The organism is Tardiphaga sp. 866_E4_N1_4 (genome assembly GCF_052076075.1).
Taxonomy (GTDB): Bacteria; Pseudomonadota; Alphaproteobacteria; order Rhizobiales; family Xanthobacteraceae; genus Tardiphaga; species Tardiphaga robiniae.
This window is the reverse complement of the sequence record NZ_CP197242.1, coordinates 6,609,316-6,623,231: the sequence shown is the minus strand read 5'-3', so window position 1 is coordinate 6,623,231 and position 13,916 is coordinate 6,609,316. Positions and strand designations below refer to the sequence as shown.

12 protein-coding genes are annotated in these 13,916 nt (G+C 58.4%); all 12 read right to left on the bottom strand.

Annotated features, from left to right (window positions below):
- Positions 1 to 82: 82 nt before the first annotated feature.
- Entirely contained in the window at positions 83 to 1,060 is a 978-nt protein-coding gene (locus AB8B20_RS31665; protein WP_439071025.1) for a GDP-mannose 4,6-dehydratase, read from the bottom strand.
- Positions 1,057 to 2,154, bottom strand: a complete 1,098-nt coding sequence (gene gmd / locus AB8B20_RS31660; RefSeq protein WP_439071024.1) for a GDP-mannose 4,6-dehydratase — start codon at positions 2,152 to 2,154, stop codon at positions 1,057 to 1,059. The genes AB8B20_RS31665 and gmd overlap by 4 nt, the downstream gene beginning before the upstream one ends.
- 225 nt (positions 2,155 to 2,379) lie before the next feature.
- Positions 2,380 to 3,444: a glycosyltransferase family 2 protein gene (locus AB8B20_RS31655; RefSeq protein ID WP_439071023.1), complete on the bottom strand. Its 1,065-nt coding sequence runs from the start codon at positions 3,442 to 3,444 to the stop codon at positions 2,380 to 2,382.
- Positions 3,445 to 3,466: 22 nt separating this feature from the next.
- Complete coding sequence (locus AB8B20_RS31650) at positions 3,467 to 4,993, bottom strand: hypothetical protein (RefSeq protein WP_439071022.1); 1,527 nt, start codon at positions 4,991 to 4,993, stop codon at positions 3,467 to 3,469.
- Positions 4,990 to 6,543, bottom strand: coding sequence for a hypothetical protein (locus AB8B20_RS31645; RefSeq protein ID WP_439071021.1), 1,554 nt, complete (start codon positions 6,541 to 6,543; stop codon positions 4,990 to 4,992). Before AB8B20_RS31645 ends, AB8B20_RS31650 begins: the two co-directional genes overlap by 4 nt.
- On the bottom strand, positions 6,533 to 7,663 hold the full coding sequence (locus AB8B20_RS31640; protein WP_439071020.1) for a glycosyltransferase family 2 protein: 1,131 nt from the start codon (positions 7,661 to 7,663) through the stop codon (positions 6,533 to 6,535). The genes AB8B20_RS31645 and AB8B20_RS31640 overlap by 11 nt, the downstream gene beginning before the upstream one ends.
- Positions 7,647 to 9,131 carry a hypothetical protein gene (locus tag AB8B20_RS31635; RefSeq protein WP_439071019.1) on the bottom strand — a complete coding sequence of 495 codons (1,485 nt, stop codon included), beginning with the start codon at positions 9,129 to 9,131 and terminating at the stop codon, positions 7,647 to 7,649. The genes AB8B20_RS31640 and AB8B20_RS31635 overlap by 17 nt, the downstream gene beginning before the upstream one ends.
- A complete protein-coding gene (locus tag AB8B20_RS31630) occupies positions 9,124 to 10,323 on the bottom strand; it encodes a hypothetical protein (RefSeq protein ID WP_439090633.1) in 1,200 nt (399 codons plus the stop codon). The genes AB8B20_RS31635 and AB8B20_RS31630 overlap by 8 nt, the downstream gene beginning before the upstream one ends.
- Positions 10,236 to 11,567 (bottom strand): ABC transporter ATP-binding protein, encoded by a 1,332-nt coding sequence (locus tag AB8B20_RS31625; protein ID WP_439071017.1) that lies wholly within the window; start codon positions 11,565 to 11,567, stop codon positions 10,236 to 10,238. Before AB8B20_RS31625 ends, AB8B20_RS31630 begins: the two co-directional genes overlap by 88 nt.
- A gap of 21 nt (positions 11,568 to 11,588) precedes the next feature.
- Positions 11,589 to 12,482: an ABC transporter permease gene (locus AB8B20_RS31620; RefSeq protein WP_439071016.1), complete on the bottom strand. Its 894-nt coding sequence runs from the start codon at positions 12,480 to 12,482 to the stop codon at positions 11,589 to 11,591.
- Positions 12,483 to 12,485: 3 nt separating this feature from the next.
- Entirely contained in the window at positions 12,486 to 13,157 is a 672-nt protein-coding gene (gene hisH, locus AB8B20_RS31615; RefSeq protein WP_439071015.1) for an imidazole glycerol phosphate synthase subunit HisH, read from the bottom strand.
- Positions 13,154 to 13,915 (bottom strand): imidazole glycerol phosphate synthase subunit HisF, encoded by a 762-nt coding sequence (gene hisF / locus AB8B20_RS31610; RefSeq protein WP_439071014.1) that lies wholly within the window; start codon positions 13,913 to 13,915, stop codon positions 13,154 to 13,156. Before hisF ends, hisH begins: the two co-directional genes overlap by 4 nt.
- Position 13,916 lies beyond the last annotated feature (1 nt).

The following is a 13,916-nucleotide window of genomic DNA, read 5'->3' as shown; positions in this document are numbered from 1 at the left end:
GCCGCGGCTGCCGGCGTCGTGCCGGATTCATGTATTCTATCCATGGTCGTCCCATTCGATCGAAAACTGTAATTTGGCATCGTCACGCGCGGGCCTGCGCCAGAGCGGACTCGACGAGGATATCCACGATCTCCGGCATTCGAACGCGGGCGCTCCAACCAAGCTGCGCGGCGGCGAGCCGCGGATCGCCGACGCTGACCTTAATGTCAGACGGCCGAAAGAGCGATTGGTCAGATGCCACATGCTTCGTCCAATCGAGCCCAAACCGTTCGAACACCAACGCCACGACCGATTGCAGCGACGTGGGCACCCCTGTCGCGACCACATAGTCCTGCGGCGTGTCCTGTTGCAACATGGTCGCCATGCACGCGACATGGTCCGGCGCCCAACCCCAGTCCCGCGTAATGGCGAGATTGCCCAGCGTCAGGAGGTCGGATTGCCGGGATGCAATTGCCGCAGCGCCGCGCACAATACGCTGCATCACAAAGTTGTCCGGCCGCAGCAGACTCTCGTGATTAAACAAATATCCGCAGCAGGCATGAATTCCCAAGCAATCGCGGTAGCTCTGGACCAACATCGTTGCTGAGGCCTTGGCAGCCCCGTAGGGCGTGCAAGGCCGCGAGGCGGCCGTCTCGTCGGCGGGTTTTGACGCCACAAGTTCGCCGAAAATTTCACCCGACGACGCGTAAAACAGGCGGCATTGCAGCGACAGGGTCCGGATTGCTTCCAGGATAGCCATCGTACTGCCAACATGGCTGTCAAATGCTTCGAGCGGCTGGCTGAACGACAGACCAACCGAAGACTGACCGGACAGGTTATAAACTTCGAACGGTGTGACGGCCTGAATGACCCCCTTGACCTGAGCCCGGTCGTCGGCGGCAACGACGTGCACACGAACGCGATCCTGAATACCGAGACGGGCAAGGTTGCCACTTGCCGCAACGGCCCGCCGTGACGTGCCGTAAACCTCGTAACCCCTCTCGAGCAGATGGCGCGCCAACAGCGCGCCATCCTGCCCGGTGATCCCGAAGATCAGCGCACGGTTGGCCAGGCCCTTCATGAACGAAGCGATTGTCCCGAAGACTTGCCTAGGTCGGCCCCATCCCGCTCCTTTGAATTCGACAATAAATTCAAATCGCTCTTGACCATTTCACGGACCAATTCGGCGAATCTGATCTTGGGCTCCCAGCCCAGCACCTTACGGGCCTTGGTTGCATCGCCAAGAAGCAACTCAACTTCCGTAGGACGGAAAAAACGGGGATCGATCTCGACCAGCACTTGGCCGGTTTTCGCGTCGGTGCCCTTCTCACTCGCACCCGTGCCGTTCCAGACGATTTTGCGGCCGACTTCGCCAAAAGCGAGTTCAACAAACTCACGCACGCTGTGGGTTTCGCCGGTCGCAAGGACATAATCGTCCGGGCTTTCCTGCTGCATCATCATCCACATGCCCTCGACGTAATCGCGGGCGTGGCCCCAGTCACGCTGGGCATCGATATTACCAAGGTAGATCTTGTCCTGCAGGCCATTGGTAATCGCAGCAACAGCGCGCGTGATCTTGCGGGTCACGAACGTCTCGCCCCTCGTCGGCCCTTCATGATTGAAGAGGATGCCGTTCGACGCATGCATGCCGTAGGCTTCGCGATAGTTCACCGTGATCCAGTAGGCGTACATCTTGGCAACGGCATAAGGGCTGCGCGGATAAAACGGCGTATTCTCGTTTTGCGGAACCTCCCTGACCTTTCCGTAGAGCTCCGACGTCGAGGCCTGGTAGAATTTGGTTTTCTTTTCCCGTCCGAGGATGCGGATCGCCTCAAGAAGGCGCAACGTGCCGAGAGCATCGGAATTGGCTGTGTATTCGGGCGTCTCGAAGCTGACATAGACATGGCTTTGCGCGGCCAGATTGTAGATCTCGTCCGGCTCGATCTGTTGCACCAGCCGGATCATATTGGTCGCGTCGGTCAGATCGCCGTAGTGCAGAAAGAAGCGAACATTGGCTTCGTGGAGATCGTGATAAAGATGCTCGATGCGGCCGGAATTGAATGAGGAGGAACGGCGTCGCAGGCCGTGGACGATGTACCCCTTGTTGAGGAGCGACTCGGCCAGATAGGCGCCATCCTGCCCGGTAACCCCTGTGATCAATGCAACTTTTGTCATTCTGTCAGCTCGTCAGCCCTGAATTGTTGATTGTGGACAAAGACAAACAATCACTTACAGTAGTGAAAGCCCGACGCCGGAGCGCCTTCTCCCCGCGGCAGGATATGTCCCAATGCAAGGCGTTGCGACGCTTATAGCCCAATTTGTCGGCATGGGACATGCTTTCCCGCAGCGCCGGGACGGTCGTCGTTACCCGATTTACAGCCGCTGGTTCCTGGCCGGAAGCTAGTCCTTGGCACGATCCCGCGACGCCGTGAGACGAGCGCGAAATGAGGCAGCCAGACGCCTCGCGGCAAATCCAAGGGTCCAGAGCGCCCCGTGATGCCGGTAGAGCGTACTGGCTGCAATGACACGGTCGGCGATCCAGTCCCGACGGGCCGAGGCGCCCACTTTCCCCAGATGCGGAAGCCACTTCGAGTTGGTTTTCTTCACCCAGTCGCGCAGTTCGCCGGCATCGATCGCATTCAGATTGGCCAGCCGCCCGATCGGATACCGCATCGAATCGACCACATCCTGCGTCGTCTGATCAGGATCGAGATATTTCACGATGCCCCGGACATAGGTGTCGTTGGCCCGAATGTCCTCATCTCTCGCCACGTCAAGATGGATATCGACACGCTTGACCGGACGGCGCCAGCGACTCGGCTTATGCATCACCTGGTGAAAGTGGAAAGTGTCGGTCACCCGCCCGTAGCGGTGCCCTGCTCGCGTCACCAGGCCGGCCAGGATGATATCTTCGTTGCGATACAGGTAGTCGTCGTCGATCAAGGGAACGACTGCGGCGAAGGCGGACTTCTTGCCCATCTGGCTGCCGGAAAACGCACGGGCGCCTTCGGCGACCTCAAGCATGTAGTCCGCCATCAGCGTGATGCGCTGGCTACATTCAAACCAGTCATACTCGCCACGATGCTTACACATGGTTTCAAACCAGTCGGGCGGAAGGTAGACGTCCGAATGCAGATAGACGAACCAATCCGTTTCGACCGCTTCGATCAGGCGCCGGAGACTGAAGCCAAGCGAGGTGAATTCGCGATGGTCGAGCACTTCCACCCGCGGAAATTCGCGCGCGAGATCGATTGACCCGTCGGTGCTGCCGCCGTCACCCAGAATGAGCCGGTTAACCGGAATCTCGCGATAGATCGAGATCAGATTCTTGCGCCACAATTCGTTGGTGTGAATGATCGGGACGATGACATCGACCGCCTCCGACCCATGGGTCAGAAACCGGTCGGCAAATGGCTCCGGCTCGAAATATCGAGCAAAGACCGAAGGTTCTTCGGATTTTTTCATGTCATTCATCTTGCAAAAGCCCTTAAAGACTAGTCGCCCGCTCGGACGGCAGACCTGATGGCCTGCTTATCGGCGGGACGTGCCCCGATGTCGACAGCTGCGTCACGACCTGCAGCATGCGATCTCCGGCGCCGCCGTCGAGCACACCCCAATGGTTCGCAGCCGACTGCTGTGCCAAAGCGACATCACGGCTGTACTCCTCGTCTCGCGTGAGACGCGTTAGCAGCGCACGAAACTCATGCTGCTCTTCGGTGGCTAGCACGCCCGAAACATCTTGGAAATCGGTGTAGCGGTAGCGGTATACGTCGTAATTGACCACCGGCTTGCCGCAGGCAATGGCCCACCGGATAGTCGAGGAAATGCTCGCCACGTAGATGTCGCAAGCAGGCACCATTTCCGCCGTACGCCAGCGGCCGATGCGAATGCCATCGCGTTCGATGTAGCGCATTTCGTCAGGATCAACCGATGGATGCAGCGCGACGATATGGTTGCACCCGGTGGTATCTGCGAGGGCCTGGATCCAGAAGTCCACCAGCGCCCGATAGTCCTGAAAATCGCACTCCGGCCGGCCCCCGGCGAGATACAGAAAATCCGGGGGGAGCGCTGTGAGCACCAGGGGACGGGCTGGATCGAGTTCAAGTTCGTCGCATAGCTGCCGCCGAAGCTCGCCGGCACGCGCCATGCGATCGGCCATCGCATCGTCCGACAACGTTCCGGTCAGGACCATGCGGTCGTTTTTCATGCCGGCTTCTGCGTAGTAGTCGATCATCGCCTGGCTCTCCATGGCGATGGCATCGGCGGAGCCGCTGTTGAAAATCCAGGGCTGAGGTGGCGCCAGCCCACCGAGCTCCATGGCCAGAACGCGTCCAGGTGGGCAGCGGAACAACTTACGGCCCCGATGTGTCCTGACCCATTTCGGGAACATCAGGGCGATCGATTGCCGCGCCAAGCCGCTGACATGGTAGTTTGGGTCAGCAAAATAGACCTCGGCCTGCTCCAGACCGTTTGACATCGTCGATGGAACAACCAGAACAGGAATTTCAGCCTGATGTGCCAATTTAATGTAGAGCGACGTGTCATAGCCGACCATATCGCCACCGAGCACCAGCAGATCCGGCCTCGTTGCCGACAACAGCATGGAGATTTCGTCCGCCGCGATGGAGAAGGCCAAACGCTCGGCCAGAAAGCTGAGCCCGACCCCAGGCAGTTTTGACGCCAGTTTGGTCGCGACACGCGAAAAAAAGCGGCCAGCGACTCGCTGGAGCGGTCGGGCCCGCACCTGCGGCTGCAGCCCCATTTCGGCCAGACTTTGTTTGAGCGGCGGCAGCAAACATGGCACGCCATCGGCCCGCGAACGACTGGCGAATGCTTCGGCCGTCCAGTGGACAAAAGGGCAATAGAAAATCGTGTTCGCCTGCGCCCGCTCGCGCATCAAATTTCCGAACAGCGAAAGCTCGGTCAGAAAGGTCGTTGTGTGCGCGACAATGAGGACGCGGGGCCCTGCGACTGTGGCGGACTCCGCTGATTGCGCGGTCTCACGAGTGTTCAAAGGCCTGTCTCAACCTCGTTGCCCGCCGAAACGGCATCGGGCGTATTGATTTCACGCATCGATGTGCCAGCACCAAGCAGCGCGACCATTCGCCGTCCGGAAGACGAGTCCAGCACCGCCCAACGCTTGGAATCGCAACGCTGTATCTCCGCCTGCTCGCTCAGATGGACTGGATCGCTGGTGAGGCTCCCGAGTGCGGCGATAAAGTCCGCACGGGTGGTCACCAGGGTCACCCCCCTTGCCGCTTCGTAATCACGATAGCCATACTGGTAGACGTCGTAATTCACAACCGGCTTGCCGCAGGCAATGGCCCAACGGATTGTAGCCGAAACCGATGCCACATAGAGGTCGCACAGCGGTACCAGTTCCGCCGTGTCGCGATAGCTGATTGCCACGCCGCATTCGCGCAGTGCAGCGAGCGTCTGCAAACGCGTTTTGGGATGCGGCCGGACCAGCACATTCCAGCCGGAAATGCCAGCCAATGCTTTGCCCCAAAACCCGATCAGATCGGCAAAGTCGGCGAATTCGCTTCCCGGCCGATCATAGGTATTCTGGTCTGGTGGAAGCGCCGCCAGCACCATGGGCTGATCGGCTACAAAGCCGAACTCCAGATCAAGGGCCGCGCGCCGCGCGGCGCGCTCCTGTGCGACCTGTGCCAACACATCGTCTGTCAGGCTGCCGACGACGGCGAGTTGGCGGTCCGGGATACCTGCCGCGCGGTAGTAGTCCTGCATCGCCGGGCTTTCCACAGCGATAACGTCGATTGCCCCGCTGTTAAGAAGCCAGGGATTTGGAGGGGCCAATCCGAGCGCCTCCGTGGCGACGACCTTCGCGTAACTCGTTCGCAGGAAATGTCGCTGTTTGTAGCGCAAGCTCCAGTGTGGGAACAGGGCGGCGGTGATGCGGTTCTGCCAACTCATGCTGACTTGCGATGGAGCGTGGTGCAGGTAGGATTCAGCGAATTCGGCTGTGTTCGAGATCGTGTAAGGCAGAACAATCGATTTCACTCGGCGCCGACGGGCGACGGAAATCCAGACGAATGTATCCAGCTCGACATTGTCCTCGGACATCACCAGAGCCGAATATTGTCGCTGCGCCAACACGTGATCGGCGCGCCCGGCACGCTTGAGCATGATGTCCCGGTGTAGGTCGACATAGTCGATGTCGATGCAGTACTTGAATTTTAGATAGCGCTGCAGACGAGCCGGCAACCAGGCCAGCAGAAAACGGTTTGTCGCCACCAGCGCCGCGGCGATCCTTCGCCGCCACGACCATGGCGACGGCGCAAGCGCCTGCTCTCCTCCGCTGTCGTCGGGAAAATCGCTGCTGCTCAGCACCTCCAGCCCCAAATCCTGGAATATCGCCGGAACCCCAAGCGGCTTCAGGCGATCCTCCATGTAGATGACGGGCTTTAACCGGGTCTCGGCGATGAGCAGCGATGCGAGGCGGCCAAGCTCTTGAATGTGAGCTTCCTCATTGACGAGAAGCACGACGTGCCAGGGAGCCTCGTCGGTGACCGCGTCCGAGAAGACGTCAACATCAGCGCTCACGTATCCGCCCCACCGGTGCCAGCCGGGTCGCGATCCGATCGAACAGACGGCTGGTCTTGCGGAACAATGCCGACGGCGCCCATCGCATGCGCTCGACCAATGGGGCCTTCGGGCGTTTCCATTGAACGCGGCCGGGGACAATACGTGCGTCTTTGGGCACACTACATGTGTCCTTGGCCGCGGAAACCGCACACCCATACGACCGCGCAGGGGGAAAAATGTTCGACCACGCCGGATGATTGAGCTCGACCCAATGAGCAAACTCGCCAGGTGAGAGCGCGCCGAGCTCAACTAGCCGATCAATATTCTCCTGCAGCCCCGGGACGAGATCCTCGGACTGTTCTGGCTTCAAATATTTGATGATCCCTTTGACATAAGTCATCGCCGAGCGGATTTCCTCCGCTGCGCTCAATTCTAGTTCAAAATTGACGCGTTTGACCCGGCGTTGCCAGGGGCTTTCCTTGAACACCTGCTGATGATCGACGAAGGTCGATTCGACCTTGCCGTAGCGAAAGCCCGCAGATTTGATTAAATTCGCGAGAATGATGTCTTCGTTGCGGTAGAGATAATCATCGTCGATGGTCGGCAGAATGCGGTCGAAGGCAGCCTTGCGGCCCATCTGGCTGCCGGAGTAAGCGCGCTCGACTTCCAAAGTCGGCGCCACGGTCTTGACCATGATGACCGTGTTTTGACCGCTTTCGAACCAGTCATATTTCTGTTTTGCACCGCACATGGTGTCGAACCAGCCGCCAGGTAAGTACACATCGGAGTGCAGGTAGACGAACCATTCGGTCTGGACTTCTTCAATCAACTTGCGGAGGCTGAAGCCCAGCGACGTGAGCTGACAATGGTCAAGTACGGTAACACGCGGAAATTGCATAGCAATCTCTAGCGAATTATCGATGCACCCGGCATTTCCCAATAGCAGCCGCCGGATGGGAATTTCCCGATAGGCGGACAGCAGGTTGGCACGCCAGAGCTCGTTGGTGTGCATGATGGGGATAATGACATCGACCGCCAAGTCCGGCTCGGCCTCGAATCGATCGACCAATTCCGGGTCGGAGAAATACGTTTTGAACGAAGTCTTCTCGACGGCCACCGGTTCAGTACCTGTTTCCATTTGCCAAACTCAATATCAGCGAGCCAATTCGCGCGCTGCTACCACCGTCTAACATTCCCCAGTCGGAAGCGATATCCGCTTGCTGTGACGTCAACACCTCAAGGTATCGCTCGTCCGTCGTCAACCGCCTGTAAGATTGAGCGAATTCGGCAGCACCGCGAACTGTCAGCACAGCCGGCAAACCGTCGAAATCGGCGTAGTGATACTGGTAGACATCGTAATTGAGAACCGGGCACCCGTTCGCAATCGCCCATCGAGTCGTTGCAGAAATCGACGTCACATACAGGTCACAAAGAGGAATAAGCGTGGAAACGTCGTTCTGCAGCACTTTGGCGTTAAAATGTGACAACTCGTCCAAAACGCGCTCCTGGAGCGCCGGATGCGGGTTGACGATGACGTTCCACTCCGAATTTTCGGTGATGGTTTCCAGCCAGAATTTGACCAGCGTCGAGAAATCGTCAAATTCGCATCCGGGCCGGCTGCGACAGCCCTGATCCGGCGGCAAGGCACACAGAACGGTCCGCTTCGAGGGATCGAGCCCCAGTTCAGCGATCCGGGCGCTTCGCTCCGAGGCCGACTGAAATATCAACTGCGCCATTGTATCATCGCGAAGGCCGCCGAGCGTTTTGATCTTACCCCGCCGGCTTCGTCCCGCATCCGCATAGTAGCGTGCCATCGCATGGCTATCTGCCACGATAACGTCGGCGGACCCCGAATTGTAGATCCATGGCGTCGCTTCAGAAAACCCGACGATTTCTGCAGCGACCATCGTCATCTTCGGCAAACGGGTCAATTCCAGAGCGCCGTAGGGGTGAACGCACATGCGCAGCCAGCGACGAATGAACCGGGACAGCCGTCCGTATTCCAGCACATATTCCGGCACGGCAGAAATCGACTCGAGCGCCTCCCTTGCAGTTGCCAACGTATAGGGAATGATGACGGACTTGGCTCCGCGCACGCCTCCCATCTTGGTCCACCGCGCGGTGTAAGCGGCGACGTTGTCCTCGGCTAGCACGATGACCGATGGGTCGACCGTTTGCAGGATGCGGTGCGCTATCTCGCGTAGCGCCGCAAGACGTTCGACCTCTTCGAGAATCCCTTGCCAGATCCGATCTTGCTCGGCGACCAGGTCTCCAGCAAACCACCATTTGTGTAACCAGAAAAATGCGCGCTCCCGATATGTTCGCAGCGCATCGCCCCCGCCTTGCACAGCGAGGGCATCAGTGAAGGACGTCCCGGCCACCGTCTTTCCATCGGGGTCGAACAGGTCGATGTTGCGGGCCTCGCAAAACGCATCCAGTCCGCCGTAAAATGTCCCGATCTGACTGAACACCACAGGCCTAAGGCCGGGTTGAGCGGACAGCAGATCAACCAGCAGATGGGTGTCACGGACCTGCGCAACCGACGTCACAACGATCAGTACGTTGGCGATCTTGCCGCCGGGCGATGTCGATTTATCGTCAGGCACCGAGGATACTCGTGCGAAGCTTGTCAGCCAGGAATTTATTTCCGAAATCGGTCAGATGGCATACATCGACGAACACCGTCTGATTGGCGACAGCGCTATCGTTCAGCCACTCATTCGCGTCGTGGAACGGCATGCCCGCATCCCCGCAGATGGCCTTAACACGGTCGCGATATTTTTGATGGAATTCGCTTGTTGCGTATCGGTCGAGATAGTAGCCCGCCTTCAAATCGAGATCGAACAGCGTGCGTTCGGCAGGGGTCAGCGGCTTGGTTGTCCAATTGATGACGGGCTGCAGGACGAAATGCACGTCGGCATCCAGCCCGCGCCCCAGCGCCATCCAATTCCCGACATCACCCGTGAACAAATCCATTACGGTATCGAATTTGGTTTCGATGTCCGGCTCCGGGCGGGCCACCTCGGAAACAGGCTCGCCGAAATAGAATTCGACCATCCGTTCCAAGCGACGATGAGCCCGCAACTTGGCATCGATCCAGGTATGAAATTTGTGCAAGGCGCGATCCAATCGGTCGAACCGCTCGGCCTTGTATTGCTTGCTGAGCAGGTCGAGATTGTAGGCCTCTTCCGACATGATGCCGAAGTCGGGATGAATATATGTGTTCGGCAACGCGATCGACGTCGCTCCCAGCACGCCGGAGAAGATGACGATCTTTCGGATTTTCGGCATGAAACGCCGCAACGATTGGAAGATGACGAGTTCTTGTTGCGACGTTGCGCCGCGAATCCCGACGTTCAAAACGGTCGGCAGGTCGCGAGCAGCCGTATTTTCGTTCAGGTAATGCGTGATGGTCGTTTTGTCCGACGAACAGTCCACGCCAAACAGCGAACTGTTACCGACCAGAACGTCGCAGCTATCGATATCCGATTTCAGCGTTCGCCAGTCCAGCCGCTTGTCGCCGGACGCGTATTGTACGCGGAGCCCGAGATCATCCGTGTTAACGGCGGTGGATTTGTAGTTCGGCGGATGCATGAACATCGCGAACGGACGGAATTCCATCGACATCGCCGAGTAGTCCACATGGTGCGGATACATGCGGACGCGCGGACGAGGCTCTGTAGCCTCCACGGAAGACATCGAGGGCTCCTCTAAGACTTGCTGAGCCGCGACTCCATCAGCGCGCACGGCTCGTAATGCGTCCAATGTAGCCGCGGACGCAGGATCGACGAGGGCCATTCGCGCGCCCAGGCGCCGCGCACCCCCTCATTTTTCATATCGTCGATCACATAGAATGTGATGGCCTCAGAGGCGGAAACATATTCCGTCGTTGTGGGAGACGTGCAGATCAGAAACTCGACCGTAAACATTCCCTCGTTCAGGAAATCGGGTGGGACCACGCATTGTGCCCGGAAACGACCGATAGGAGCGATGCGGTTACGCCACGGCGAGTCAAGATTGTCCATGGACACGAAAGCCGTGACCCCGGACTCATGGCGAAGATAGACCTGAACGTTGAGGGCGTAACGAGGCCGCAAAACGTCCCATTCGAGTTCGATCCGGATCGGGGTCTTGACGTCGAACCGGCTGCTCGGCGAGCCCAGCATATCCAAGGCCCGGACGGCGCGAAGCCGGAAATCACCTTCGGGCGAAACCGGTGCAGCCGTCTCGTCCCAGAGGCGTTCGGCATTGATGGACATGCCGCGCGACAGATAGCTTTCGATAATAGGCTGCGGGAAACCATCATCGATAAGCTTGCCGTTCTCCAGCAATATGCACCTCGTGCAAACCTGCATGATCATACTGGTGTTGTGGCTGACGAACAGCACCGTCTTGCCGGACTTCACTTCGCTATCGATACGTCCCAGGCATTTTTTCTGGAAGTGAATGTCGCCGACTGCCAGCACCTCGTCGACAATCAGGATCTCACATTCCATATGCGCCGCGACCGAAAACGCCAGGCGCATATACATGCCGCTGGAGTAGTGCTTCACGGGCGTATCGATGAAAGCGCCCACCTCGGCGAAATCTACGATTTCGTCGAACCGACGCGTGATTTGATCATGTGTCATGCCCATAATCGAGCCGTTCAAGAACACGTTCTGACGGCCGGTCAATTCACCATGGAAGCCGGTGCCGACTTCGAGCAGACTGCCGACCTGCCCAGTCACTTCGGCGAATCCCTTTGATGGCTCGGTGACGCGCGCAAGGATCTTCAGCAACGTGCTTTTGCCGCTGCCGTTCTTGCCAACGACTCCAACGACTTCGCCGCGGCGAACCTCAAGATCGAGGTTCCTCAGCGCCCAGAATGTGTTGGCCTCCTCCTCCATGTCCCGGTCTTCGCTGAACAGGATTGGCCATAGCCGCTGTAGCGGAAGATCGAAGCCGAGAAAGTCGTAGCCGCTATATCGTTGTTGAGACAGCACGCCGAGGCGGTATGCCTTGCCAAGTTGGTCGGTTCGGACCGCAACATCACTAGCCATGAGAGGATTCCACCGTTCCGATCAGATTACGTCTGCAAACACGCGCTCGACACGTCGGAATGCCCACATGCCCGACATTACGAAAAGACAGGTGGCACAAAACGCAACGAAATCGTTGATATCAGGCGGATCGCCTTGCTGCAGAAACGCCCAGCGAAAGCCTTCGATGATGCCAACCACCGGATTGAGGTGGTAAAATTCGCGGTACTGCTCTGGAACGACCGAGCTCGGATAAACGATCGGCGAAACAAAAAACGCCAATTGCAGAGCGTAGCCAAGGCCCTGGTTGATATCCCGATAAAGCGAATTCAAGGCTGACAGCCAGAGGCCGACGCCGATCCCCAGCATCAACGCCCACATTCCAAAGAACGGCACCATGACGAGGTTCAGGCTGAGAGGCATTCCCATATAGAACAGAAGCCCCAGCAGCAGCAGCGACGTGACCACAAAGTCAACCAACGCATTGGTCACGCTGACCATCGGCAGGATGATGCGGGGAAAATACACTTTACCGAAGAAGCCGGCATTGGCCGCGATGCTCGATACAGCTCCTTGAATGACCGCTGAAATCAGCTGCCACGGCAGCATCGCCGCCGACATGACGAAGAAATACGGAATCCCCGATCCAAAATCGACCTTGCCGACATGCTCGAAGAGGATGGTGTAGGTGATCAGCGTAAAAGTCGGCTGCAGGATACGCCAGAACCACGCCGTTGGCGTCTGATTTTTGATCGCCATGAGGTCGCGATGCAGCAGGCCAAAGATCAGCTCGCGATAGGCCCAGATTTCGTCGAGGCCAAATCCCTCGATCTTTCGGTTTGGAATCAATCGGACCGTCGAGGTATGCCGATCGTCGTTCCGGTTCTCGGTTTCCGAGGTCTTAGCTTCTAGCGGTGCAGCATCTACATCTGACATTCGTTACGCGCCCCGATCTCGCCGATCAGCGCCGAGCGTAAGAAAATTGCGTAGAATGCGCAGCCCGGTTTCACCGCTCTTCTCTGGATGAAATTGCGTGCCCGACACGTTGTCGATCTGCAAGGCCGCCGAAATACGCTGCCCATGATAATCGCAATCGGCCAGCCGATAACCGTCATCGACGGGCACCGCGGTAAACGAATGCACGAAGTAACAGGTGCTGCCAGGGGCAACGCCATCGAGAATCGTACTGCTCCACTCCACCTCGGACGACGGCTTGTTGAGTTCGCTCCAACCGATATGCGGAATCTTGTAAGATGGACCGTCGGGCTGAGCCTGTGGGATAGCGCGCACCCGCCCGGGTAAAATACCGAGACCTTTGTGCTCGCCGAACTCTTCGCTGATCTCCAACAGCATCTGCATCCCGACGCAAATGCCAAGCACCGGAGCTCCGCTGGATACGTAATCCAGAACCGGCCCCACCAGATCGCGCTTGCGAAGTTCGCCCATGCAATCCCCGAACGCGCCGACCCCGGGCACGACCAAACGTTTGGCGGCTGCAATACGCGAGGCGCTGCCGGACAGTTCAACCTCGGCGCCGCAAGCTTCAAACGCCCGGCAAACGCTGAGAAGATTGCCGACCCCGTAATCCACTACCAAAACGCTTTGGCTCATATCTGCCTCACTGTAATCCCGGCCCGCCGCGCGCCTTCGCGAATGTCAGGCACGGTCAGGCGCTTATAGTGAAGGACATCTGCCATGGCGACCGCGTCGGCATACCCGTCCTTCACGACCTCGACCAGGTGCTCCACTGATCCCATGCCGCCGCTTGCGATCACCGGAACGCGCGCGACCTCCGATACGGCGCGGGTCAGCGCGACATCGAATCCTCGGCGTGTCCCCTCCTGGTCGATCGACGTCAGGAGAATCTCGCCGGCGCCGAGATCGACAGCCCGGCGAGCCCATTCAACGACATCATACCCCGTGTGCTCGCGACCATTGTCGGTGAACGCTTCCCAACGCCCCTCGCCGGTGCGCTTTGCCTCGATCGAGAGAACCATGCACTGCGACCCGAACCGGGTCGCCACCTCGGTCACCAGTTCGGGACGTGCCACGGCAGCGGTGTTGATCGCCACTTTGTCAGCCCCGGAACGCAGCGCCTGCTCAACGTCATCGAGCGAGCGCAAGCCTCCTCCGACGGTAATCGGAATGAACACCTCTTCGGCGGTACGCCGAACCAGATCCGACAGGCTGTTACGGCCATACAGGCTGGCGACGATATCCATATAGATGATCTCGTCTGCGCCAGCCGCGTAATAACCTTGCGTAAACTGCTGCGGATCGCCGATTTTCCGCAATCCCTCAAGATGGATGCCCTTGATGAGATTCGGCGACTTGATATCAAGCCGCGCAATGAGGCGAACGTTCGACATC

Bases quoted from the DNA above. Each gene is read 5' to 3' on its own strand.
- AB8B20_RS31665 (WP_439071025.1), bottom strand. From the start codon at position 1,060: ATGAAGGGCCTGGCCAACCGTGCGCTGATCTTCGGGATCACCGGGCAG.
- gmd (WP_439071024.1), bottom strand. From the start codon at position 2,154: ATGACAAAAGTTGCATTGATCACAGGGGTTACCGGGCAGGATGGCGCC.
- AB8B20_RS31655 (WP_439071023.1), bottom strand. From the start codon at position 3,444: ATGAAAAAATCCGAAGAACCTTCGGTCTTTGCTCGATATTTCGAGCCG.
- AB8B20_RS31640 (WP_439071020.1), bottom strand. From the start codon at position 7,663: ATGGAAACAGGTACTGAACCGGTGGCCGTCGAGAAGACTTCGTTCAAA.
- AB8B20_RS31630 (WP_439090633.1), bottom strand. From the start codon at position 10,323: ATGGCCCTCGTCGATCCTGCGTCCGCGGCTACATTGGACGCATTACGA.
- AB8B20_RS31625 (WP_439071017.1), bottom strand. From the start codon at position 11,567: ATGGCTAGTGATGTTGCGGTCCGAACCGACCAACTTGGCAAGGCATAC.
- AB8B20_RS31620 (WP_439071016.1), bottom strand. From the start codon at position 12,482: ATGTCAGATGTAGATGCTGCACCGCTAGAAGCTAAGACCTCGGAAACC.
- hisH (WP_439071015.1), bottom strand. From the start codon at position 13,157: ATGAGCCAAAGCGTTTTGGTAGTGGATTACGGGGTCGGCAATCTTCTC.
- hisF (WP_439071014.1), bottom strand. From the start codon at position 13,915: ATGTCGAACGTTCGCCTCATTGCGCGGCTTGATATCAAGTCGCCGAAT.